This is a genomic window from Roseomonas fluvialis (assembly GCF_022846615.1).
GTDB classification, from domain to species: Bacteria; Pseudomonadota; Alphaproteobacteria; order Acetobacterales; family Acetobacteraceae; genus Neoroseomonas; species Neoroseomonas fluvialis.
The window spans coordinates 2,995,766-3,017,479 of sequence record NZ_AP025637.1; the positions used below are offsets into that span (position 1 = coordinate 2,995,766).

The following is a 21,714-nucleotide window of genomic DNA, read 5'->3' on the forward strand; positions in this document are numbered from 1 at the left end:
GCGGCGACGCGCGTGCAAGGCGTCAGTCGCGCGCGCACCAATCGTGCCACATGGCCCGCCAGGCAGCCTCCAGCCGCCGCGCCATGCCCGCACCATCGCTCAACGCGCCGGCATCGATGCCCGCGCGCGCCGCCGCCAGCGCCCGCGGGTCGTTCACGCGGCGCACCGCCTGCGCCACATACGCCTCGACGTCCGGCGCGATCCAGTCGGCCAGGCCGGCGGCGGTCAGCAGCGTCTCCCCGTTCCGGCTCATCATCCCGCCACGGCCGCGCAGCGTGAGCGTCGGCACGCCCGCCAGGATCGCCTCCGCCGTCGTGGTGCCGCCGGGGAAGGGAAACGGGTCGAGCATCACATCCACATCGGCATAGCGCGTGAAATAGGCCGGGCGCGCGCTGTGGCCCTCGATATCCAGCCGCGCCAGGTCGCCGCCCGCCGCGGCGAAGCGTGCGCGGATCGCGCCCGCCGTGCCGGCATCCTCCAGCGCGCGCGCCTTCAGCAGCAGCCGCGCATCCGGCACCGCCGCCAGGATGCGCGCCCAGGCGCCCAGGACGCCATCGTTCAATTTCATCGGCGCGTTGAAGCAGCCGAAGGTGGCGTGCCCGCGCGCGACCATCGGTGTCGGTGTGCGCGGCAGGGCGAAGCCCGGCGGCGTGATGCACAGATAGCAGCCGGGCAGGCGCAGCACGCGCTCGGCATACAGCGCTTCCTCGTCCGGCGGCACCGTCACGGCATCGGCGATGATCCAGTCGACCGCGCGCGACCCGGTGGTGTTGGCGTAGCCGATCCAGCTTGCCTGCACCGGGGCGGCGCGATGGTCCAGCACGCTCAGGCGCGTGCCGTGCGTATGGCCCGAGAGTTCGACCAGGATGTCGACGCCATCGGCGCGCATGCGCGCCGCCACCGCCGCATCCGGCAGGTGCTGCACGCGGTGCCAGCCGTCGAACAGGCCGCGCAGGCGCGCGGTCGTCGCATCCCCGCCAGCCTGGTTGGCATAGGCCAGCAATTCGAAATCGCGCCGGTCATGCGCGGCGATCGCCGCTTCCAGGAAGAAGCCGACCGGATGCGCCCGTAGGTCGCCCGACAGGATGCCGATGCGCAGCCGCTTCCTGGGGTCGCGCGGGTTCGCGAAGGGGCGCGGCGGCAGCGGCGGGAAGGCCTCGCCATAGGCGCGATGGTCGGCCGCGACCTCGGCCGCGCTCACGCCCGGCAGGTAGTTCAGCGCCAGCAGCAGGTTGTGCCAGGCCGGGCGGCAGGCGGGGTCCTGCGTGATGGCGGCGCGCTGCACCGCCACCGCCTCCGCCGCGCGGCCGGATTGCAGCAGCGCCAGGCCGTGATTGACCTTCGCATCGGCGCGCCCGGCGAGCACGCGCGCCACCTCAGCCAGATGCGGCACGGCATCATGCGGGCGGCCGAGGCCGAGCAGCGCCTCGCCCAGCGCGCTGCGCACCAGCGGGTCATCCGGTGCGGCGGCCTGCGCCGCGGCAAACAACGGCACGGCGAGGTCGGGGCGGGCGGCATCCAGCCAGGCGCGCGCGGCGTCGATGCGCAGCGCCGCATCGCCCGCGGCAAGAGCGGCTTCGAGCACGCGCGCGGCGCCCACCGGGTCCCCCCGCGCCGCCAGCAGCGCCGCAAGATTGCGCGCCGCCCGCCCATAGGCCGGCCGGCGCGCCAGCGCGGTGCGGAAGGCGTCTTCCGCACCCGTGTCATCCTGCGCATCGCGGCGCGCGACGCCGAGGTTGTTCCACGCCTCCGGTTCGTCGAGCCCGGCGCCGATCGCGCGCCGCCACAGCGCCGCGGCCGTGCCCGGGTCGCCGGCCTGCTGGCGCGCCGTGGCGTCACGCGCCAGGGCAAGCGCCGCCGCGTCGCTCACCCCGCGATGGCGTAGGCCGGGCGTCGCGGATCGGCGCCGGCGCGCACCAGCCCGGCCTTGGGGTCGGACAGCACCGCCTCGACGCAGCCGGCCAGCCAGGTCACCTCCGGCCAGTCCTTCACCTCGTGGCCGCGCGCGGTCAGCCCATCCCGCACCGCCTGCGGGATGCGCGATTCGGCGGCGACGCGCCCGGGGAAATAATCGAAGGGCGCGAAGGAGGACGGGAAGGCATAGGACGCGATGCGCGGCGCCTCGATCGCTTCCTGCAACTCCATGCCGAAGTGGAAGATGTTAAGCATCACCTGAAGCATGGCCTGGATCTGCACGTCGCCGCCCGGCGTGCCGAAGGGCATCACGCCGCCATCTTCCGTGACCAGCATGGCGGGGTTGGGCGTCAGGCGCGGCCGCTTGCCCGGCGCAACGCCGGATGGGTGCGCCGGGTCCGGCCGCGACTGGCTGCCGCGGTTGGACGGGATGATGCCGAGCCCCGGCACCACCGGCGAATTCCACGACCCATCGGACGGCGTCGCGCTGAACGCATTGCCCCAGCGGTCCACCACCGCGACATAGGACGTGTCCGCCTCGACCTTCGGCAGGTCCGCGCGCACCGGGCCGTCGGCCGGCGTGCCCATGCCGAGCAGCGGTTCGTACATCGACGGATGCGCGCGCTGCGGGTCGATCTGGCGCAGCCGGGCATCGAGGTGCGGCGTGCTCAGCAGCGCATCGATCGGCACCTGCGTGAACAGCGGATCGCCGAAGTGGTATTCGCGGTCGGCCATCGCTGCCTTCACGCATTCGGTCAGCAGGTGCAGGTAGTCGACCGAATTATGCGCCATGTCGTCGAAGCCGGCGCGCTCCATCAGCAACAGCGCCTGCGCCAGGGCCGGCCCCTGGCACCAAGGTCCGCAGGTCAGCAGCGTATGCCCGCGCCAGCGCCGCGCCACGGCGGGTTCCAGGCGGGACCGGAACCCCGCCAGGTCCTCCATGGACAGGAAGCCGCCCTCGGCCTGGATGAAGCGAACCATCTCGCGCGCGATGTCGCCGCGGTAAAAGGCGGCATGCGCGGCCGCCAGGCCCGCCAGGCGACCACCCTTCGCCGCCGCCTTCTCGGCATCGACCATGAAGGTCAGCGTGCGTGCCAGGTCCGACTGCACGAAGCGCGTACCCACCACCGGCGGCTTGCCGCCGGGCAGGAAGATGGCGGCGTTGGAGGGCCAGCGCGCGTATTCGTCGCGGTGCGCCGCCACCGTCTCGGCGAGCAGCGGATAGACTGCGTAGCCCTCCCCCGCATAGCGGATGGCGTATTGTGCCACGTCGCCGAACCCCATGGTGCCGTGCCGCTCGAGCGCGGTGATCCAGGCGTCGGGCGCGGCCGGCACCACGGTGCGGCGCACCCCATTCGGGATCTTCCCGCCATGTTCGCGCATGAACACGTCGGGCGGCAGCGCGCGCGGCCAGTGGCCAAGCCCGGCAATGGTCTCGACCGTGCCGTCGGCCAGCCGGATCATGATCGGCGCCACACCCGCGACGTTCACCAGGTCCGGCAGCAGCACGCCGAGCGCCATGCCCGCCGCGCAGCCCGCGTCAATCGCGTTGCCGCCGGCCTCCAGCACCGCCATGGCGGCGGTCGAGGCAAGGTAATGGCCGGCCGAGACCGCATGGCGCGGGCCGGAGAGCGTGGGGCGGGTGGCGAACATGGGCGGGTCCTGACCTGCGGGGGCCGAAGCGTCGGCGTGCGGCCGTCCTGCGTCAACGGTTTGGTCGTGCGCGCCCCGCGGCGCGCGTTGGCCGGGCGCGCCCAGGCGTGAGCGTTGATCGAGCGCGCCCGGGGGGCGCGACACCTTGGCGCCCGGACGGACACGGCAGAGGATGCGCGCCTTCGAAGGGAGTACCGCCCATGTCCGACCCCGTCCTGCTGGCCATCGATGCCCGCGGCATCGCCACCGCCACGCTCAACCGCCCGGACAAGGGCAATGCCTATGACGAGGACCTGCTCGCCGCGCTGATCGCGGGGCTCGACCGCCTGCATGATGACGACGCGGTGCGTGCGCTGGTCATCCGTGGCGCCGGCCGGCACTTCCAGGCGGGGGCCGATCTCGATTGGCTGGCGCGGGCGGCGACCTACACGCCGGAACAGGCCTATGCGGCATCGATGGCGACCACCACGGCCATGCAGAAGCTCAACGAATTCCCCAAGCCGACCTTCGCCCTCGTGCATGGCGCCTGCTTCGGGGGCGGCTGCGGCGTGGTGTGCTGCGTCGATGTCGCGATCGCCACGCCGGCCGCCATCTTCGGCCTGACCGAAGTGCGCGTCGGCGTCGCCCCCACGCCCATCAGCACGCACATGGTCCACGCCATGGGCCTGCGCCACACGCGCCGCTACGCCCTGACCGGCGAACGATTCGGTGCGGAGGAAGCGCTGCGCATCGGCCTCGTGCACGAGGTGGTGGCGGCGGATGCCGCGGATGCGCGCCTCGCCGAGATCATCGACCAGACAATGCTGTCCGCGCCATCCGCCATCGCCATGACGAAGGGGTCCTTCCTTGGCGCCAATGGGCTGAAACTCTCGGCACGGGAGATGTCGCTGCTGGCGCATGAATCCTGGATGCAGCGCGCGTCGGCCGAGGGGCGCGAGGGCCTGGCGGCTTTCCGGGAAAAGCGCCGGCCGGGCTGGTACCGGTAGGCGGGGTCCCGACGGTCGGGCCACGATGCGGCCGGAGCCGAGGACTGCCCGGTGCCGCAACCCGGCACGGGCGGTCCCGGCGCCACACAACCCCTGCGGGAAGCGCCGCGGAGCGCCGACAACCTAACGACTTGTCGCTCAGGCCGTCATCGAACCTTCATAAATCTGCAATCGGGAGGTCTTCCGGGGCTCCTAGAAGCGCGCCAGTGGCGTCCCTGCCGGGGCGGACACCCGATCAACAGAACGACGGAGACACGCACGTGAACAGGCGGACCCTTCTACTCGGTGCCGGTGCGGCCATGACCCTGCCCGCCATCGGCGCGCAGGCCCAGGCAGCCCAGATCACCGGCGCCGGCGCGTCCTTCCCCAACCCCGTCTACCAGAAGTGGGCCGAGGCAGCGCGCAGCGCCATCAATGTCCAGGTCAACTACCAGTCGGTCGGCTCGGGCGCGGGCATCAACCAGATCCGCAACCGGACGGTGGATTTCGGCGCGACGGACGCGCCGCTGAACGCGACGCAGCTCACGGAAGGCAGCCTGCTGCAGTTCCCGACCGTGATGGGCTCGCTGGTCGCCATCGTGAACATCCCGGGCGTCGAGAACGACCAGCTGAAGCTGACCGGCCCGATCCTGGCCGACATCTACCTGGGCAAGATCACCCGCTGGAACGACCCGCGAATCGTCGCGATCAATGCCGGCCTGACGCTGCCGAACCTGGCGATCGCCCCGGCCTATCGCGCCGACGGATCGGGCACGACCTTCGTGTGGGTGTCCTACCTCTCGGACGTCAGCGAGGAATTCAAGACCCGCGTGGGTGTCGGCACCTCGGTCCGCTTCCCCGCGGGCACCGGCGCGCGCGGCAATGAAGGCGTGGCCGGCACGGTGCGCCAGGTGCGCGGCGCCATCGGCTATGTCGAGAACGCCTACGCCATCACGAACCGCCTGGTGACGACGCAGATCCAGAACCGCGACGGCAACTTCGTGAAGCCGGAGCACGAGACCTTCATGGCGGCCGCCGGCGCCGCCGACTGGAACGTGCCGGGCTTCGCCGCGAACGTGGTCAACACGGCCGGCCCGCAGTCCTGGCCGATCGTGGCGCCGACCTTCATCCTGCTGCCCACCAACCCGGCCGACGCGGCGCGCAGCGCGAATGTGCGCCGCTTCTTCGACTGGGCCTTCAAGGATGGCGACCGCCTGGCGCAGGAACTCGAATACATCCCGCTGCCGCAGTCGGCCAAGGACGCGGTGCGCGCCGCCTGGAACCGCCAGTTCGGCGCCTGATGCGACCCCCAGGGGCCCGGCACGCCGCCGGGCCCCTTCTTCTTCCTCCTGACGGGCAGACACAGTGAGCCAGGCCGCGACAGCCTCCCCCCCGGCCCCCGCGCGCACGGCGCGCGGCGCCGGCAACCTCGGCGACATCATCTTCGAATGGGCGTGCAGGGGCGCGGGCATCTTCGTCCTGCTGCTGCTCGGCGCCATCATCGTCGAATTGTTCATCGCCGGCCTGCCGGCCTTCCGCGCCTTCGGCATCGGCTTCATCTGGTCGACCGAATGGGACCCGGTGCAGGAGGTGTTTGGCGCCGGCGTGTCGATCTACGGCACCGTCGTGACTGCCGTGCTGGCCATCCTGCTGGCGGTTCCGGTCGCCTTCGGGATCGCCTTCTACCTGACCGAACTGGCGCCCGTCTGGCTGCGCCGCCCGGTCGGAACCGCGGTCGAACTGCTCGCCGCCGTGCCGTCGATCATCTACGGCATGTGGGGCTTCTTCGTCATCGTCCCCGCCTTCGCGACCTACATCCAGCCCACGCTGATCGACACGCTGGGCGAATTGCCGCTGGTGGGCTTCCTGTTCCAGGGCGCGCCCTTCGGCACCGGCATCTTCACCGCGTCCTTCATCCTCGCGATCATGATCCTGCCCTTCATCGCGGCGACCATGCGCGACGTGTTCGAGCAGGTGCCGCCGGTCTACAAGGAAAGCGCCTACGGCCTCGGGGCCACCACCTGGGAAGTGATGCGCGGCGTGGTCATTCCCTACACGCGCGTCTCGGTGGTCGGCGGCATAATGCTGGGCCTGGGGCGCGCGCTCGGCGAGACGATGGCGGTCACCTTCGTGATCGGCAACGCCAACCGCATCACCGGGTCCCTGTTCGGGCCGGGCAACACCATCGCCTCGCTGGTCGCGCTCGAATTCGGCGAGAGCGAGACGGGCAGCCTGAAGCTCGCCTCGCTGCTCGCACTGGGCTTCATCCTGTTCGTGCTGAGCTTCATCGTGCTCGCCACCTCGCGCTACCTGCTGCGCTCGCGACTGAAGGCCTGATCCCATGAGCATGACGCTCTCCGCCGGCACGGTCCCCGGCCCGCGCAAGGACCCCGAGGTCGCACTCGCTCTCGGCCGCCGTCGCAAGCGCGCCGACCTGGTCATCCGCATCCTGTGCGTGCTGGCGACCGCGATCGGGCTGATCTTCCTCGCCTCGATCCTGACCACGCTGTTCTATCGCGGGTTCGAGGCGATGAACCTGCGTGTCTTCACCCATGTTATGGCGCCGCCGGGGTCCGAAGGCGGGCTGCTCAACGCCATCGTAGGCAGCCTGATCCAGGCCGCGCTCGGCACCGCGATCGGCACGCCGATCGGCATGCTGGTCGGCACCTACCTGGCGGAATACGCCCGCGAGTCGAAGCTCGGCAACATCGTGCGCTTCGTCTCGGACATCCTGCTCTCGGCGCCGTCGATCCTGATCGGGCTGTTCGTCTACCAGATCCTGGTGCTGCCCTTCGGCGGCTTCTCGGGCTGGGCGGGTGTCGCCGCACTCGCGATCATCGTCATCCCGGTCGTGGTCCGCACCACCGAGGACATGCTGACGCTGATCCCGAACACCCTGCGCGAGGCTGTGATCGGCCTCGGTTCGCCCAAGTGGAAGATGATCGTCTTCGTCTGCTGGAAGTCGGCCATGTCGGGCATCATCACCGGCATCCTGCTGGCGGTGGCGCGCGTCGCCGGGGAAACAGCGCCGCTGCTGTTCACCTCGCTGGGCAACAACGCCTGGTCGACCGACCTGACCAAGCCGATGTCCAGCCTGCCACTGGCGATCTACGCCTTCGCAGGCTCCCCCTTCGAGGACTGGATCGCGCTCGCCTGGGCCGGCGCCTTGCTGATCACGCTGAGCGTGCTGCTTCTCAACATCCTGGCGCGCACCGTGCTGCGCGGCCGCAAGTGAGCGGAAGGAACGACACCATGTCGACCACCACAGACACCGGCACGGCCGAGGCCGCCACCCAGGGCTTCGGCGGCGTGCAGGCCCGCTCCGAGGCGAAGCTCAACGCGACGCGCATCGCCATCAAGGGGCTCGACTTCTTCTATGGCGACAACCGCGCCCTGAAGTCGATCGACTTCAACATCCCCGACCGCCAGGTCACCGGCATGATCGGCCCGTCGGGCTGCGGGAAGTCGACCCTGCTGCGCGTGCTGAACCGGATGTACAGCCTGTATCCGAACCAGCGCGCAACCGGCGAGGCGATGATCGACGGCATGAATATCGTCGCCCCCGATGCCGACCTGAACGCCCTGCGCGCCAAGATCGGCATGGTGTTCCAGAAGCCCACGCCCTTCCCCATGACCATCTTCGACAACATCGCCTTCGGCATTCGCCTGCACGAAAAGCTGTCCAAGGCGCAGATGGACGAACGGGTGGAATGGGCGCTGACGCGCGCAGCCATCTGGAACGAGGTGAAGGACCGGCTGGACAGTTCGGCCCTCGGCCTCTCGGGCGGGCAGCAGCAGCGCCTGTGCATCGCGCGCACCATCGCGGTGCGCCCCGAGGTCATCCTGTTCGACGAACCGACCAGCGCGCTCGACCCGATCAGCACGCTGAAGATCGAGGAACTGATCGACGAGCTGAAGCGCGACTTCACCATCGTGATCGTCACGCACAACATGCAGCAGGCGGCGCGCTGCGCCGACCAGGTGGCGTTCTTCTACCTCGGCGAACTGATCGAGGTGGCGCCGGCGGCGCAGATGTTCACCGCGCCCAAGCACCCGAAGACCCAGGAATACATCACCGGCCGCTTCGGCTGAGCCCGGCAAGGACACGACCATGCCCACCGAACACATCGTGCGATCCTACGACGAGGACCTGCGCAAGCTGCGCGACCTGACCGCCCGCATGGGCGGCCTGGCCGAACGCCAGGTGGCCGACGCAACCCGTGCCCTGGTGCGCCGCGACACCGCCCTGGCCGCCGAGGTGGTCAGCCGCGACGCGCAGATCGACGCGCTGGAGCGTGAGGTCGAGGCCTTCTGCGTGCGCCTGCTCGCGCTGCGCCAGCCCATGGCCGCCGACCTGCGCGTGGTGATCGCCGCCATGAAGGCATCGAACGACATCGAGCGCATCGGCGACTACGCGCGCAACGCCGCCAAGCGCGCCATCGTGCTGGCCTCCCTGCCCTCGATCGGCAGCCTCAACGGCTTCGAGCGCATGGCGCAGATGGTGCAGGAAAACCTCAAGGCCGCGATGGACGCCTTCGTGAACGACGACGCCGAGGCCGCCCAGCGCGTCTGGGAGGCCGACGAACCGGTGGATGCCATCTACAACGGTATCTTCCGCGAATTGCTGACCTTCATGATGGAGGACCCGCGCAACATCACCGCGGCCACCCACATGCTGTTCATCGCCAAGAACCTGGAGCGCATCGGCGACCACACCACAAACATCGCCGAACGCATCTTCTACGCCGTGCGCGGCGACACACTGCCGGACGAACGCCCCAAGGCCGACCAGTCGGCCTTCGCGGTGGTGCGCCCCGCCGGCGAATAGGAGCCGCCCCGATGGCCGAGGCCTACGCCACGCTCGCCAAGCCCACCATCCTCGTGGTCGAGGACGAGGCGCCGCTGCTCACGCTGCTGCGCTACAACCTCGAGAAACAGGGCTTCCGCGTCGAGGAAGCCGCCGATGGCCAGGAAGCGCTGCTGCGCGTGGCCGAGGCGCGGCCCGACCTGGTGCTGCTCGACTGGATGCTGCCTGCGCTGTCGGGCATCGAGGTCTGCCGCCAACTGCGCCGCCGCCCCAACACGCGCGACCTGCCCATCATCATGGTGACCGCGCGCACCGAGGACCAGGACGCGGTGCGCGCGCTTGACACCGGCGCCGACGACTACATCGCCAAGCCCTTCGTGATGGACGCGCTGCTCGCGCGCATCCGCGCCCTGCTGCGCCGGTCGGGCGGCGTCGCGACCAAGGGCACGCTGACCTATCGCGACCTGACGATGGACCAGGACGCGCACCGCGTTGCGCGCGCCGGCCGTGCGCTCCACCTGGGGCCCACCGAATACCGGCTGATGGAATTCTTCCTGCAGCACCCCGGGCGCGTGTTCACGCGCGAACAGTTGCTCGATGCCGTCTGGGGCCGCGACATCCACGTCGAACCGCGCACGGTGGACGTGCATATCCGCCGCCTGCGCAAGGCGATCAACGCCGACCACGAACCCGACCTGATCCGCACGGTGCGGTCGGCCGGCTATGCGCTCGACTCGGAAGATCATTAGCGCGCCCTCGGACGGCGGGCGGGCCGCGTCCGCGGCCCTTGCCTTCGCGCCACGCACTGTCGCGCCGAGCGCCACGGACGGTCTCGGCGCGGTCGCGCTTTGCGCTCCCGGATCGTGCATGCGCACGATCCGCCCGGTTGTCAGCCCCGCGCAATCCGCGCGCAGCAGCGTTCGAAGGCCGCAAGGTCGCGCCAACGGTCGCCCGCCGCGTCGTGGCGTTCGAACGCGCCGCCCGCAGCCGCGATGCCGCCATCGATCATCAGGTTGTCGCCCAAGCCGAAATCCTCGAGGCCCATGGACTCGGCATCCTCGAAGCCGCCATCGGCGCGCGGACGTGCCGCAGCCCCCAGGAATCCGCGCGTGCGGGCCAGGAAGTCCGCCGCCGCAGTGCTGTACCCCGCCACCGGCCGCCCCAGCGCCCGCATGAAGCCGAGCTCGTAGACGGTACCCACATCCGCCGATGGCCCGCGGAACGGCGTCAGGTTCGCGATCAGCGCCTGGCAGGACCGGATATGCGCCTCGTTGCCCAGGTAGATCCGCATCCAGTACGGCATCTCGGCCGGCGGGGCGGCGGGCGGCGGATCGAGCGGAAACACCCCCTCCAGCCCATGTGCTGCGCAGACGCGCTTCTTCGCCGCTGCGACCTCCAGGGCATCGGGCAGGAAGACTTCGGGGCCGGCGAGATAGACGCGCATCCGCCCGATCCTGCCTTGCCCGCGGCGCCTGCGCCATGTGAAAGGGCGGCCATGGACCTGCAAGCCGAATACGACAACCGCGCCCGCGTGCCGGGCTCCGCCGCTATCCTCGAACAGTGGTCGCGCGATGCCGAGGCCTTCCGCACAACCTGGGCGCGAAGCCAGCTCGACCTGCCCTATGGGGTCTCGGCGCGCGAACGCTTCGACCTGTTCCTGCCCGAGCAGGACGGCGTGGCCCCGCTCGCCGTCTTCATCCATGGCGGCTACTGGCAGGCGCTGGACCGCAAGGCGGTCAGCCATTTCGCGCGCGGCATGCTGCTGCAGGGCGTGGCGGTGGCGGTGCCCTCCTACGACCTGTGCCCCACCGTGCCGCTGGCCAAGATCATCGACCAGATGCAGCAGCTCTGCGCCATCCTCTGTGCCAAGACGCACCAGGCCATGCTCGCGGTCGGGCATTCCGCCGGCGGGCACCTGGCCGCCTCGCTGCTCGGGCAGGATTATTCGCGCTTCGCCAAGCCGCTGGGGCGCCAGGTCGTGCCGGGCGCGCTGCCGATCTCGGGTGTCTTCGAACTGGAACCGCTGCTCGGCACGACCATCGGCCAGGCGCTGAAGCTCTCGCCCGAGGCTGCGCGCACCCTCTCCCCCCGCTTCCAGGACCCGGCCGATGGCGCGCTGCACGTCGTGGTGGGTGGCGTCGAGAGCGACGAATTCCGCCGCCAGTCGCGCGACTTCGCCGAGGCCTGGGGCGGCACGCTCGATGAAATAGCCGGGGCGAACCACTTCACCGTGCTCGACCCGCTGACCGACCCCGCCTCGCCCCTGGCCACCCGGGCGGCCGAGATGGCGCGGCGGCTTGCGTCCCTGTGACGCTTCGCGCTTAACAGGGGCGACACTTCACGGCAGCGGGAGGCTTCCAATGATCGGCATCGGACGGCGCGGGCTCTTGACCGGATCGACGGCACTTCTCGCGGCGCCGGCGCTGCTGCACGCGCAGCCGGCGGGCGGCGTGAAGATCGGCCTGGTCGCGGTGCAGACCGGCCCGCAGGCGGCCCTCGGCACCCAGCTGCGCGACGGCTTCCTGCAGGGGCTGCGGCACCTCGATGGCAAGCTCGGCGGCCTGACCACCGAGGTCGTGCACATCGACGACGAACTGCGCCCGGAAGTGGCCGTGACCAAGGTGCGCGCCGCGCTGGAACGCGACCGCGTGGATTTCGTGGTGGGCGTGGTGTTCTCGAACATCCTCGCCGCCATCCTGCGGCCGGTGACGGAAGCCAACACCTTCCTGATCAGCACGAATGCCGGCCCGTCCACCTTCGCCGGGCGCGGCTGCAACCCGTTCTTCTTCACCACGTCGTACAACAACGACCAGGTCCATTCCGTGATCGGCCAGGCCTGCGAGGACCGCGGCTACCGCCGCGTCTTCGTGATGGTGCCGAACTACCAGGCCGGGCGCGATGCGGTCGCCGGCTTCAAGTCCCGCATCAAGGGGACGGTGGTCGACGAGGTCTATGTGCCCCTCACCCAGCTCGATTTCTCGGCGGAACTCGCGAAGATCGCGGCCGCCCGCCCCGACGCCATCTTCACCTTCATGCCGGGCGGGCTCGGCGTGAACCTGGTGCGGCAGTACCGCCAGGCGGGGCTCGCCAACATCCCGTTCCTGTCCACCTTCACGGTGGATGAAGCCACGCTGCCCGCGCAGGGCGAAGCCGCGCTCGGCTTCTATTCCGCGGCGTCCTGGGCGCCGAACATGGACAACCCGCAGAACCAGCGCTTCGTCCGCGACTTCGAGGCGCAGTTCAACTACGTGCCGGCCTCCTACGCCGCGCAGTCCTACGACGGCGCGATGCTGCTGGATTCCGCGATCCGCAAGGTCAACGGCAACCTCGCCAACAAGGATGCGCTGCGCGAGGCCATTCGCGCGGCGGATTTCCGCTCGGTGCGCGGGCCGTTCAAGTTCGGTGTGAATCACTACCCGGTGCAGGATTTCTGGCTGCTCAAGGTGGCGCGCCGCCCCGATGGCAAGTTCTGGACCGAGACCGACCGCAAGGTGCTGGAAGCCAACGTCGATCCCTGGGCGGCCGAATGCCGCATGCGCTGATGCGCGCGGGGCTGGCGGGGCGGCCGCGCGCCAAGCGAAAGCGCCGGGTGTGACCACCCAGCTGCTGCTGGTGCAGGCCCTGAACGGCCTGCAGCTCGGCATCCTGTTGTTCCTGGTGGCGGCGGGCCTCACGCTGGTGTTCGGCGTGATGGATTTCATCAACCTCGCGCATGGCGTGCAGTACATGCTGGGCGCCTATCTCGGCGCGGCGCTGGCGGCGGCGACGGGATCATTCTGGCTCGGCCTGCTGCTGGCCTTGCCGGCGGCGCTGGCGGCGGGGCTGCTGCTGGAAGTGCTGGTGTTCCGGCACCTCTATGCCCGTGACCACCTGGCCCAGGTTCTCGCCACCTTCGGCGTCATCCTGTTCCTGAACGAGGGTGTGAAGGTGGTGTTCGGCGCGGCCCCGTTGCAGGTCGCGATCCCGCCGGTGCTCGAAGGCGGCATCGAGATCATGCCTGGCCTGCAATACCCGCTCTATCGCGTCGCTGTGCTGGTCGCCGGGCTCGCGACCGGCGGGCTGCTGTGGTGGCTGGTGGAGCGCACGCGCATCGGCATGCTGGTGCGCGCGGGGGCGACGAACGCGCCGATGGTTTCGGCACTCGGCGTCGACATCAATCGCCTGTTCCTGCTGGTCTTTGCCTTCGGCGCGATGCTGGCCGGCTTCGCGGGCGTGCTGGCCGGGCCGATCTTCTCGGTCGAGCCGGGCATGGGCGACAATGTCCTGATCCTGGCCTTCGTGGTAATCGTGATCGGCGGGATCGGTTCCATCCGCGGGGCCTTCATCGCCGCCCTGCTGGTCGGGCTGATCGACACGCTGGGCAAGTCGCTCGCCCCCGATCTGCTGCGCCTGGTGCTGGACCCGTCGGCCGCACGCCAGGCCGGCGCGGCGCTCGCATCCATGCTGGTGTACGTCGCGATGGCGGCGATCCTCGCCTTCCGCCCCGCCGGCCTGTTTCCCGTCCGCAGCAGCTGATGCGTCAGGCCTGGCTTCCGCTGGCGGTGCTCGGCGCACTCGCGGCCGCGCCATTTCTCGGCTTCGGCGGGTCCTACGAGACCACGCTGATGGCGCGCGCCATGATCCTGGGCATGGCGGCGATCTCGCTCGCCTTCCTGGTGGGCGGCGCGGGCCTCGTCAGCCTGGGCCATGCGGCCTCGCTCGGCATCGGCGCCTATGCGGTCGCGATCCTGGACGCGCATGGCATCACGGATGCCGCGCGCGTGCTGCCCACGGCGGTCGGCGCCGCCGCGGTCTTCTCGCTGGTCACGGGGGCGATCGCAATCCGCACCGCCGGCGTGCATTTCATCATGATCACGCTGGCCTTCGGGCAGATGGCCTTCTTCACCGCATCCTCGCTCGCCGCCTATGGCGGCGACGACGGCTACACCATGTACAGCCGCACCGAGGTGATGGGCACGCGCCTGCTCGAAAGCCGCCTGGCGTTCCACTACATCTGCCTCGCCGCGCTGGCACTGACCTGGGCGCTGTGTGCCATGCTGCTGGCCTCGCGCTTCGGCCGCGTGCTGCGCGCGTCGCGGGAGAACGCGCAGCGCGTCGAAGCGGTAGGCGTCGCGCCGTATCCATACCGACTGGTCGGCTACACGCTGGCCGGCGCGTTGGGCGGCATGGCCGGCTTCCTGCTGGCCAACGCGACGGAATTCGTCTCCCCCGCCACGCTGTCCTGGCAGCGGTCGGGCGAATTGCTGTTCATGGTCATCCTGGGCGGCGCGGGCCGCCTGTGGGGCGCCATCCTCGGCGCGCTGGTCTTCGTGCTGCTCGAGACGTGGCTCGCGCAGCAGATGCAGCACTGGAAGTTGGTGTTCGGGCCGCTGCTGGTGCTGTCGGTCATCTTCCTGCGCGGCGGGTTGGCCGGGCTGGTGGCGCGCCGTGGCTGAACCGCTGCTGCGCCTCGATGGGCTGCGCAAGCGCTACGGCGGCCTCGCGGTCACGGATGGCGTGACGCTCGATGTCCTGCCCGGCGAGATCCACGCCGTCATCGGCCCGAATGGCGCGGGCAAAACCACCCTGATCCACGAGATCACCGGCATCGTCGCCCCGGATGAGGGCCGCATCCTGTTTGCCGGCGCCGACATCACGCGCCTGTCGCTGCCGCGGCGCGCGCGGGCGGGCCTCGCGCGGTCGTTCCAGATCACCAGCATCATCGCCGGCTTCTCCGTGCTGGAGAACGTGGCCCTCGCCGTGCAGGCGCGCAGCGGGTCGTCCTTCCGCTTCGCCTGGCCGGCCGCACGCGAACGCGCATTGAACGACGCGGCGATGGAAGCACTCGCCGAGGTCGGCCTCGCCGACCGCGCCGCCGCCACCGCCGGCGCACTCAGCCATGGTGAGAAGCGCGCGCTCGAACTCGCCATCGCGCTTGCCACGCGCCCGCGCCTGCTGCTGCTCGACGAACCGCTGGCGGGCGCCGGGCCGGAGGAAACCGAACGCCTTATCGCGCTGCTCACCCGCCTGAAATCCGCCTACACCATCCTGCTGGTCGAACACGACATGCAGGCGGTCTTCGCCCTCGCCGACCGCATCTCCGTTTTGGTCTACGGACGCATCATCGCGACCGGCACGGTCGCCGAGATCCGCGCCAATGCCGAGGTCCGCGCCGCCTACCTCGGCGAGGATGATTCCTGATGCTCGCGGTCGAAGGCCTGCTCGCCGGCTATGGCGGATCGCGCGTGCTGCACGGCATCGGCTTCACCGTCGGCGCGGGCGAGGTCGTGACGCTGCTCGGCCGCAACGGCATGGGTAAAACCACGACGGTGCGCGCCGTGATGGGCCTGCTGCGCCCCGACGCCGGGCGCATCGCGATCGACGGTGCCGACGTCACTGGCCTGCCCCCGCACCGCATCGCGCAGCGCGGCATCGGCCTGGTGCCGGAAGGCCGCCAGGTGTTTCCCACGCTGACGGTCGAGGAGAACCTCCTCGCCACCGCCGCCAACCGCGGCCCCGGCGCGCCGCGCTGGACGCTGCCGGGCGTGCTGGCCCTATTCCCACGCCTGGCGGAACGCCGCCGCAACCTCGGCGCGCGGCTGTCGGGCGGCGAGCAGCAGATGGTCGCCATCGCCCGCGCGCTGATGACCAACCCCCGCCTGCTGGTGCTCGACGAAGCGACCGAGGGCCTCGCCCCGCTCATCCGCGCCGAGATCTGGTCCGTCCTTGCGGCACTGCGCGCCGAGGGCCAGGCGATCCTGCTGATCGACAAGAACATCGCCGCGCTGCAGCGCCTGGCCGACCGCCACGTGGTGATCGAGAAGGGCCAGGTGGTCTGGACGGGGTCGAGCGCCGCACTCGCCGCATCGCCTGGGGTGCGCGACACGTGGCTTCACGTGTGAAGGCCGGCGGCATACGAGGACGTTCGACGTACGGCACGAATATACCCCTAGCATCCCCATGGCGCAGAACGCAGTCATCGGCGTGCCGGACGGGCGGCCGAGGCAGGCCACGGCCAGCGCCCTGGTGCGCCTGTCGATGGGCATCGTGCGCGTCATCTGCAGCGCGTCCGGCGCAACGATGCGCGCGCCGCTCACCCGCATCCACGAGGCGGCGACACCGCCGAGGCACTGCGCACCGCCATGCCGATCGGCGGTGCAGGCCGCTATAGAGGCGTGAAGGTCTCGTGGACCATGACGACGTCCTCCTTCACCTCGCCATGGAGACGGAAGCCGTGCGTCCCAAGCATCGCCAGCAGCCGCGCCTTGTTCGGCCCCTTCGCCTCGATGGTCATCACGTTGACCCGCACCTTGGCGAAGTCGAGCGTCGCGAGCGCCGCCGGCTCCCCGCCCTCAAGGTCGAGCGAAAGGTAGTCGATATGCGTGATGCCGTGTTCCAGCAACAGGTTGTCTAACCGCCGGCCGCGCACCCAAGACAGCTGCAACTCCGGCAGGCTGGCCTCGCGCGCTGCACGACGCTCGATCTGCCGGACCTGCTGCATCGGCATGTGGCGCACCAGGCCGCCGAGCAGGCCGGCGTCGAGGAACAGCATCGGCTCCTCGACATCGGCCAGCGCGCAATGCGCGACCGGCGCCTTGCGAACCTGGCGCGCACGTTCGGCGAACATCGGATTGGCTTCCACCAGGAGGCCGGTCCAGCCCAGCGTCCGCTCGAAGAACAGGGTGTTCGAGATGCGCTCGCCATCCGCGACGCCGGCTTCGAAGAAAACGCCCTTGGCCTGGTTAGGGAAGAAGGTCTCGTGGACGAACCTGTCCTGGCCGTACTGGCCACGGTAGCGCCCGGGCCCGCGCGCCGGCGGCGGCGAAGCCGGCGCGAGCGCAGGCTCACGGAATGCACGCGACCCGGCGATCGGGGGGCGGTGGTAGACGGCGTCGCCGTGCCACCGTGCGGTGCCCCCGCTGGTGAACCCCAGGCCGGACAGGTGCGCGTGCAACTCCGGCAACAGCACGCCGCCCTCGTAGATCGCCTCGCTCGACACCTCGACCTGCAGGATCTCGACGAAGTCGAGGTAGCGACCCGCACCCTTCAGCGCCAACAGCTCGGCGCCCTGGACATCCAGTACCAGGAAGCCGACCTCCTCGGGGCGCAGGCCGGCCTCGGACAGGACGGTGTCGAGCCGCGATGTCCGGAGTTCCACGGTGGATACCTCCGTGACATGCGGCCATTGCTGCTGCAGCCGGGGCGTCGCCGCGAACATGGACGAGGATTTGCCGCCATTGCTGAAGCGGTGGAAGGTCACCTCTCCGCCATCCGCGTCGGCAACCAGGCGGTTGAAGGCCAGCTGCCGCACCCGCGGGTGCCGCTCGCGCGCAGTCGCCAGCATCATCTCGAGCTGTGCAAAGACATCAGGATCCGCTTCGATCCAGACGATGATCTCGGGCTTCAGGGCCAGGTAGCGCCCGATTTCCTGCCCCAGGTGGGCGCCCACATGAACAATCGCGCGCGGGGACTTGTCGATCTGCATCATGGCTGGCGACAGTGCCATCCGAACCCTCCGCTCAAGGCGACGGGCCGCGCCCCGTCTATGGTAATGTTCCGCAGCGCGGATCGCTGTCAAACACGCGCCGCACGGGCGCGCCCGCGCGAAGCCCCGCCCTGAAGCAGTCTGGCCGCGCGCGCCGGAAGGCGGCAACATCGCCACGCACCACCAGGGAGAAGGAATGCCATGACAGCCCTCAGCGCGGGAGTGACGCCGGCCGGCGAAGGGATCGGCGGAGTCGTCTGGAACATCCTCGGACAGACCTACAAGCCGGTCGCGCACAGCGCATCCTGCTTCGCCTTCGACACGCTGTTTCCCGACGGCACCTTCGTGCCTCCGCACATCCACGCCACGCAGGATGAATTTGTCCGCGTGCTGGAAGGCCGCTTTGACCTCGTGCTGGACGGTCAGCCCATGCAGGCCGGCCCCGGCGACCTGATCCGCCTGCCGATGGGCATCATGCACGGCATCTTCAACAAGTCGGGCGCGCCGGTGCGCGCGCTGTTCTGGGTGAGTCCCGCGAAGGGCCTGTACGAGTTGTTCACGCGCATCCACAACGTGCCCGACCCGGCTGAGGTGGTGCGCATCGCCAGCGAATTCGAGGTGGAGTTCCTCCCCCCACCCGGCTGAGGCCGCCGCGCTTGCCTCCGTGACGCTTCTGCGACAGTTTCGTGACACCCAACCCGTGCCGCCATCGGACCCGGGATCACGAAACCAGGGAGACCGCGTCATGCGCCGCCGCCTGCTGTCCCTTGCCGCCCTTCTGGGCGGCATCGCCCTCACGCCGTTGCAGGCGGCCGCGCAAGGCACGCTGAACCTGTACTGTTCCGTACAGATCGAATGGTGCCAGGCGATCGCGACCAACTTCCAGCGCGACACCGGCATCCGCGTGAACATGACGCAGCGCGGCTCGGGCGAGACACTCGCCGCGATTCGCGCCGAGGGGCAGAACCCGCGCGCCGACGTCTGGTTTGGCGGCACCGGCGACCCGCATTTGGCCGCCGGCGAGGAGAATCTGACGCAGGCCTATGAAAGCCCGAACAACGCCAACCTGCAGCCCTGGGCGCTGACGCAGTGGAACCAGTCCGGCCGGCGGTCTGTCGGCGTCTATGCCGGTGCGGTCGGCTTCGGCTTCAACACGGAACTGCTGGCGCGCAAGAATATCGCGCCGCCGGCCTGCTGGGCCGACCTGCTGGACGCACGCTTCCGCGGCGAGATCCAGGTGGCCAACCCGAATTCCTCGGGCACCGCCTACGTGATCATCGCCACGCTCGTGCAGATCATGGGCGAGGACCAGGCCTTCGACTTCATGCGCCGCATGCACCCCAACGTGAATTCCTACGCGCGGTCGGGCACCGGCCCGATCAAGGCGGTGGCGCGCGGGGAGACCGGCGTATCGCTTTCCTTCGTCCATGACGCGGTGACCGAGCGCAATGCGGGCTTCCCCGTCTCGTACGCGACACCCTGCGAGGGCACGGGATTCGAAATCGGGTCGATGTCGATCATCCGCGGTGCGCGCAACCTGACGCAGGCGCGGCGCTTCTACGACTGGGCGCTGACGGAACCGGCGCAGCGCCTGGGCTTCGAGGCGGGCGGGCAGCTACAGACGCCGTCGAACCGGAACGCGCCGCTGCCGCCCAATGCGCCGGACCTCTCGCAGATCCGCCTGATCGAATACGACTTCGCGAAGTACGGCCGCGCCGCCGAGCGCCGCCGCCTGATCGAGCGCTGGGACCGCGAGGTCGGCGCGCTGCCGCGCTGATCGCTTCGACGTCGGCGCCGGCCCTGACGGCGCCACGACCCTCAGGCCGGCGCACCCCCGCGCCGGCCCCGCCCCCCGACCGGACCGCCCCCCCATGAGACTTCGATCGCTTGCCGCTGCCGCGGCGCTGACGCTCAGCCTCGCCACCCCTGCGGCGGCGCAGGGCAGCCTCAACATGCTCTGCGCCCCCGCCGCCGACTGGTGCGAGGCGATCGCCGCCGCCTTCCAGCGCGAGACCGGCATCCGCGTGGCCATGGCGCGCAAGTCGTCGGGGGAAATCCTCGCCCAGATCCGCGCCGAGGCGCAGAACCCGCGCACCGACATCTGGTTCGGCGGATCGGCCGAGACGCACATCACCGCCGCCGAGGGCAACCTTCTTCAGGCCTACACGTCACCGAACATGGCCGGGCTGCACGACTGGGCGCAGCGCGTCCACGCCATGGCGGGCGAGCGCTGCGTGGGGATTTCCTCAGGCGCGATCGGCATCGCCTACAACCGCGAACTGATGGCGCGGCGCAACCTGGCCATTCCGCGATCCTGGGCCGACCTGCTGAACCCTGCCTATCGCGGCGAGATCCAGCTGCCCAATCCGAATTCATCGGGCACCGCCTACACCATCATCGCCGGCCTGATCCAGCTGTGGGACGAGGACCGCGCCTTCGACTACCTGCGCCGGCTGCATCCGAACGTGAACGCCTATACGCGATCCGGCGCGGCGCCCATGCAGGCGGTCTCGCGCGGCGAAACGGCGTTGGCGGCGTCCTTCAACATGGAGACGACGTCGATGCAGCAGGCCGGCTTCCCGATCGAGATGATCTATCCGGAGGAAGGCACGTCCTACGAAGTGGCCTGCCTGTCGATCATCCGCGGCGCACGCAACCTGCCGCAGGCGCGCCGCTTCGTGGACTGGTACCTGACGCCTGCTGCGATGGATATCGGCCCGACGGTGAACCAGTGGCACGTGCCCGCCGCGCGCGGCGCCAAGCCTGACCCGCGCATCCCGGATCTCTCCTCGATCCGCCTGGTGAACTACGACTTCGCCGCCTTCGGCCAGGCCGAGGCGCGCCGGCGCATACTCGCGCGCTGGGACCGCGAAATCGGGAGCCTGCCGCGATGAGGGCGCTCATCACCGGCGCGCTCACTCTGCTCGCGGCCCTACCCGCCGCGGCGCAGGGCCAGCTCAACCTGTACTGCTCGGCCACCATCGAATGGTGCCAGCCGATCGCGCGCGGCTTCGAACGCACCACCGGCATCCGCGTTGTGCTGTCGCAGAAATCGACCGGCGAGATGCTCGCGCAACTGCGCGCCGAAGCGCGCAACCCGCGCGGCGATGTCTGGTGGGGCGGCACCGGGGACCCACATGTGGCCGCCGGCGAGGACGGCCTGACCATCGCGCATGAAAGCCCGCGCATCGCCGAACTGCACCCCTGGGCGCAGGCACAGTGGCGCCAGACGCAGGGGCGCACCGTCGGCGTCTATGCCTCGGTGCTCGGCTTCGGCTTCAACACGGAACTGATCGCGCGGCGTGGCCTGCCGGAACCGCGCTGCTGGGCGGACCTGCTGAACCCCGCCTATCGCGGCGAGATCCAGATGGCGAACCCGAATTCCTCGGGCACGGCCTACATCGTCATCGCCACACTCGTGCAGATGATGGGCGAGGACCAGGCCTTCGACTACCTGAAGCGCCTGCACGGCAGCATCAACGCCTATCCGCGCTCCGGCACCGCGCCCATCACGGCGGTGGCGCGCGGGGAGACGGCGCTGTCCATTTCCTTCGTGCACAACGCCGCCGAGGAGCGCGCGGCCGGCTTCCCCGTAGGCCACGCCGTGCCCTGCGAGGGCACCGGCTACGAGATCGGATCGATGTCGATCATCCGCGGCGCGCGCAACATGGAGAACGCCCGCCGCTTCTACGACTGGGCGCTGAGCGCCGAGGCGCAGCAGGTCGCGAGCCAGGAAGCGCGCAAGCTGCAGACCATGGCGAATGCCCGCGTCCCGCTGACCGAGGGCGCACCCAACATGGCGACCGCGCGCATCATCGACTACGACAACGCCCGCTTCGGCGCGAGCGCCGAGCGCCGCCGTCTGCTCGCCCGCTGGGACCAGGAGGTCGGCGCGTTGCCGCGCTGAAGCC

The 21,714-nt window shown here is 70.2% G+C and carries 22 protein-coding genes; 18 read left to right on the forward strand and 4 right to left on the reverse strand.

The features are described from left to right. Window positions 1–22: 22 nt before the first annotated feature. Together MWM08_RS14480 and MWM08_RS14485 are read right to left on the reverse strand one after the other, a co-directional pair. Window positions 23–1,870, reverse strand: a complete 1,848-nt coding sequence (locus tag MWM08_RS14480; RefSeq protein WP_244407140.1) for an O-linked N-acetylglucosamine transferase, SPINDLY family protein — start codon at window positions 1,868–1,870, stop codon at window positions 23–25. Further along, a complete protein-coding gene (locus MWM08_RS14485; RefSeq protein WP_244407141.1) occupies window positions 1,867–3,567 on the reverse strand; it encodes a gamma-glutamyltransferase family protein in 1,701 nt (566 codons plus the stop codon). The genes MWM08_RS14480 and MWM08_RS14485 overlap by 4 nt, the downstream gene beginning before the upstream one ends. Window positions 3,568–3,767: 200 nt before the next feature. Between MWM08_RS14485 and MWM08_RS14490 the strand changes: the two genes are divergently transcribed. The 7 genes from MWM08_RS14490 (at window position 3,768) to phoB (ending at window position 10,088) form a co-directional block, all read left to right on the forward strand. Beyond that, complete coding sequence (locus MWM08_RS14490) at window positions 3,768–4,553, forward strand: enoyl-CoA hydratase-related protein (RefSeq protein WP_244407142.1); 786 nt, start codon at window positions 3,768–3,770, stop codon at window positions 4,551–4,553. 260 nt (window positions 4,554–4,813) lie between these two features. After that, window positions 4,814–5,833: a phosphate ABC transporter substrate-binding protein PstS gene (gene pstS / locus MWM08_RS14495; RefSeq protein ID WP_244407143.1), complete on the forward strand. Its 1,020-nt coding sequence runs from the start codon at window positions 4,814–4,816 to the stop codon at window positions 5,831–5,833. 64 nt (window positions 5,834–5,897) lie between these two features. Beyond that, complete coding sequence (pstC, locus tag MWM08_RS14500; protein WP_244407144.1) at window positions 5,898–6,869, forward strand: phosphate ABC transporter permease subunit PstC; 972 nt, start codon at window positions 5,898–5,900, stop codon at window positions 6,867–6,869. Window positions 6,870–6,873: 4 nt separating this feature from the next. Then, on the forward strand, window positions 6,874–7,767 hold the full coding sequence (pstA, locus tag MWM08_RS14505) for a phosphate ABC transporter permease PstA (protein ID WP_244407145.1): 894 nt from the start codon (window positions 6,874–6,876) through the stop codon (window positions 7,765–7,767). A 17-nt stretch (window positions 7,768–7,784) separates the two neighbouring features. Further along, a complete protein-coding gene (pstB, locus tag MWM08_RS14510) occupies window positions 7,785–8,624 on the forward strand; it encodes a phosphate ABC transporter ATP-binding protein PstB (RefSeq protein ID WP_244407146.1) in 840 nt (279 codons plus the stop codon). A gap of 19 nt (window positions 8,625–8,643) precedes the next feature. Then, window positions 8,644–9,360, forward strand: coding sequence for a phosphate signaling complex protein PhoU (gene phoU, locus MWM08_RS14515; RefSeq protein WP_244407147.1), 717 nt, complete (start codon window positions 8,644–8,646; stop codon window positions 9,358–9,360). Between the two features lie 11 nt (window positions 9,361–9,371). Then, window positions 9,372–10,088, forward strand: a complete 717-nt coding sequence (gene phoB / locus MWM08_RS14520; RefSeq protein WP_244407148.1) for a phosphate regulon transcriptional regulator PhoB — start codon at window positions 9,372–9,374, stop codon at window positions 10,086–10,088. 140 nt (window positions 10,089–10,228) lie between these two features. Here the strand turns inward: phoB and MWM08_RS14525 are convergent, their stop codons facing one another. Continuing rightward, complete coding sequence (locus MWM08_RS14525) at window positions 10,229–10,783, reverse strand: nucleoside 2-deoxyribosyltransferase (RefSeq protein ID WP_244407149.1); 555 nt, start codon at window positions 10,781–10,783, stop codon at window positions 10,229–10,231. Window positions 10,784–10,834: 51 nt separating this feature from the next. On the opposite strand from MWM08_RS14525, the gene MWM08_RS14530 reads away from it, so the two are divergent. Genes MWM08_RS14530 through MWM08_RS14560 form a run of 7 tightly spaced genes read left to right on the forward strand, consistent with a single transcriptional unit; the run spans window position 10,835 to window position 16,497 of the window. Continuing rightward, window positions 10,835–11,650 carry an alpha/beta hydrolase gene (locus MWM08_RS14530; RefSeq protein ID WP_244407150.1) on the forward strand — a complete coding sequence of 272 codons (816 nt, stop codon included), beginning with the start codon at window positions 10,835–10,837 and terminating at the stop codon, window positions 11,648–11,650. 49 nt (window positions 11,651–11,699) lie between these two features. Further along, the gene (locus tag MWM08_RS14535) at window positions 11,700–12,881 is read left to right on the forward strand and encodes an ABC transporter substrate-binding protein (RefSeq protein ID WP_244407151.1); all 1,182 of its coding nucleotides are present in this window, start codon (window positions 11,700–11,702) and stop codon (window positions 12,879–12,881) included. A gap of 49 nt (window positions 12,882–12,930) precedes the next feature. Then, window positions 12,931–13,854 (forward strand): branched-chain amino acid ABC transporter permease, encoded by a 924-nt coding sequence (locus MWM08_RS14540; protein ID WP_244407152.1) that lies wholly within the window; start codon window positions 12,931–12,933, stop codon window positions 13,852–13,854. Next, on the forward strand, window positions 13,854–14,774 hold the full coding sequence (locus tag MWM08_RS14545) for a branched-chain amino acid ABC transporter permease (RefSeq protein ID WP_244407153.1): 921 nt from the start codon (window positions 13,854–13,856) through the stop codon (window positions 14,772–14,774). The genes MWM08_RS14540 and MWM08_RS14545 overlap by 1 nt, the downstream gene beginning before the upstream one ends. After that, the gene (locus MWM08_RS14550) at window positions 14,767–15,519 is read left to right on the forward strand and encodes an ABC transporter ATP-binding protein (RefSeq protein ID WP_244407154.1); all 753 of its coding nucleotides are present in this window, start codon (window positions 14,767–14,769) and stop codon (window positions 15,517–15,519) included. The genes MWM08_RS14545 and MWM08_RS14550 overlap by 8 nt, the downstream gene beginning before the upstream one ends. Continuing rightward, window positions 15,519–16,220 (forward strand): ABC transporter ATP-binding protein, encoded by a 702-nt coding sequence (locus MWM08_RS14555; protein WP_244407155.1) that lies wholly within the window; start codon window positions 15,519–15,521, stop codon window positions 16,218–16,220. The genes MWM08_RS14550 and MWM08_RS14555 overlap by 1 nt, the downstream gene beginning before the upstream one ends. A gap of 58 nt (window positions 16,221–16,278) precedes the next feature. Continuing rightward, on the forward strand, window positions 16,279–16,497 hold the full coding sequence (locus tag MWM08_RS14560) for a hypothetical protein (RefSeq protein WP_244407156.1): 219 nt from the start codon (window positions 16,279–16,281) through the stop codon (window positions 16,495–16,497). Here MWM08_RS14560 and MWM08_RS14565 read toward each other — a convergent pair. Then, complete coding sequence (locus tag MWM08_RS14565; RefSeq protein WP_244407157.1) at window positions 16,484–17,806, reverse strand: FkbM family methyltransferase; 1,323 nt, start codon at window positions 17,804–17,806, stop codon at window positions 16,484–16,486. The two genes, MWM08_RS14560 and MWM08_RS14565, sit on opposite strands and share 14 nt — an antisense overlap. 198 nt (window positions 17,807–18,004) lie before the next feature. On the opposite strand from MWM08_RS14565, the gene MWM08_RS14570 reads away from it, so the two are divergent. The 4 genes from MWM08_RS14570 to MWM08_RS14585 all read left to right on the forward strand — a co-directional run bounded on the left by MWM08_RS14570 (window position 18,005) and on the right by MWM08_RS14585 (window position 21,710). After that, window positions 18,005–18,448, forward strand: coding sequence for a cupin domain-containing protein (locus tag MWM08_RS14570; protein ID WP_244407158.1), 444 nt, complete (start codon window positions 18,005–18,007; stop codon window positions 18,446–18,448). Between the two features lie 100 nt (window positions 18,449–18,548). After that, window positions 18,549–19,580 carry an ABC transporter substrate-binding protein gene (locus tag MWM08_RS14575; RefSeq protein ID WP_244407159.1) on the forward strand — a complete coding sequence of 344 codons (1,032 nt, stop codon included), beginning with the start codon at window positions 18,549–18,551 and terminating at the stop codon, window positions 19,578–19,580. Between the two features lie 94 nt (window positions 19,581–19,674). After that, complete coding sequence (locus MWM08_RS14580) at window positions 19,675–20,697, forward strand: ABC transporter substrate-binding protein (protein WP_244407160.1); 1,023 nt, start codon at window positions 19,675–19,677, stop codon at window positions 20,695–20,697. Beyond that, window positions 20,694–21,710 carry an ABC transporter substrate-binding protein gene (locus MWM08_RS14585; RefSeq protein ID WP_244407161.1) on the forward strand — a complete coding sequence of 339 codons (1,017 nt, stop codon included), beginning with the start codon at window positions 20,694–20,696 and terminating at the stop codon, window positions 21,708–21,710. Before MWM08_RS14580 ends, MWM08_RS14585 begins: the two co-directional genes overlap by 4 nt. Window positions 21,711–21,714 lie beyond the last annotated feature (4 nt).

Bases quoted from the DNA above. Each gene is read 5' to 3' on its own strand.
- MWM08_RS14535 (WP_244407151.1), top strand. From the start codon at position 11,700: ATGATCGGCATCGGACGGCGCGGGCTCTTGACCGGATCGACGGCACTT.
- MWM08_RS14485 (WP_244407141.1), bottom strand. From the start codon at position 3,567: ATGTTCGCCACCCGCCCCACGCTCTCCGGCCCGCGCCATGCGGTCTCG.
- pstA (WP_244407145.1), top strand. From the start codon at position 6,874: ATGAGCATGACGCTCTCCGCCGGCACGGTCCCCGGCCCGCGCAAGGAC.
- MWM08_RS14555 (WP_244407155.1), top strand. From the start codon at position 15,519: ATGCTCGCGGTCGAAGGCCTGCTCGCCGGCTATGGCGGATCGCGCGTG.
- MWM08_RS14585 (WP_244407161.1), top strand. From the start codon at position 20,694: ATGAGGGCGCTCATCACCGGCGCGCTCACTCTGCTCGCGGCCCTACCC.
- MWM08_RS14545 (WP_244407153.1), top strand. From the start codon at position 13,854: ATGCGTCAGGCCTGGCTTCCGCTGGCGGTGCTCGGCGCACTCGCGGCC.
- MWM08_RS14490 (WP_244407142.1), top strand. From the start codon at position 3,768: ATGTCCGACCCCGTCCTGCTGGCCATCGATGCCCGCGGCATCGCCACC.
- pstB (WP_244407146.1), top strand. From the start codon at position 7,785: ATGTCGACCACCACAGACACCGGCACGGCCGAGGCCGCCACCCAGGGC.
- MWM08_RS14530 (WP_244407150.1), top strand. From the start codon at position 10,835: ATGGACCTGCAAGCCGAATACGACAACCGCGCCCGCGTGCCGGGCTCC.
- MWM08_RS14580 (WP_244407160.1), top strand. From the start codon at position 19,675: ATGAGACTTCGATCGCTTGCCGCTGCCGCGGCGCTGACGCTCAGCCTC.
- phoU (WP_244407147.1), top strand. From the start codon at position 8,644: ATGCCCACCGAACACATCGTGCGATCCTACGACGAGGACCTGCGCAAG.
- phoB (WP_244407148.1), top strand. From the start codon at position 9,372: ATGGCCGAGGCCTACGCCACGCTCGCCAAGCCCACCATCCTCGTGGTC.
- MWM08_RS14525 (WP_244407149.1), bottom strand. From the start codon at position 10,783: ATGCGCGTCTATCTCGCCGGCCCCGAAGTCTTCCTGCCCGATGCCCTG.
- MWM08_RS14570 (WP_244407158.1), top strand. From the start codon at position 18,005: ATGACAGCCCTCAGCGCGGGAGTGACGCCGGCCGGCGAAGGGATCGGC.
- MWM08_RS14565 (WP_244407157.1), bottom strand. From the start codon at position 17,806: ATGATGCAGATCGACAAGTCCCCGCGCGCGATTGTTCATGTGGGCGCC.
- MWM08_RS14575 (WP_244407159.1), top strand. From the start codon at position 18,549: ATGCGCCGCCGCCTGCTGTCCCTTGCCGCCCTTCTGGGCGGCATCGCC.
- MWM08_RS14560 (WP_244407156.1), top strand. From the start codon at position 16,279: ATGGCGCAGAACGCAGTCATCGGCGTGCCGGACGGGCGGCCGAGGCAG.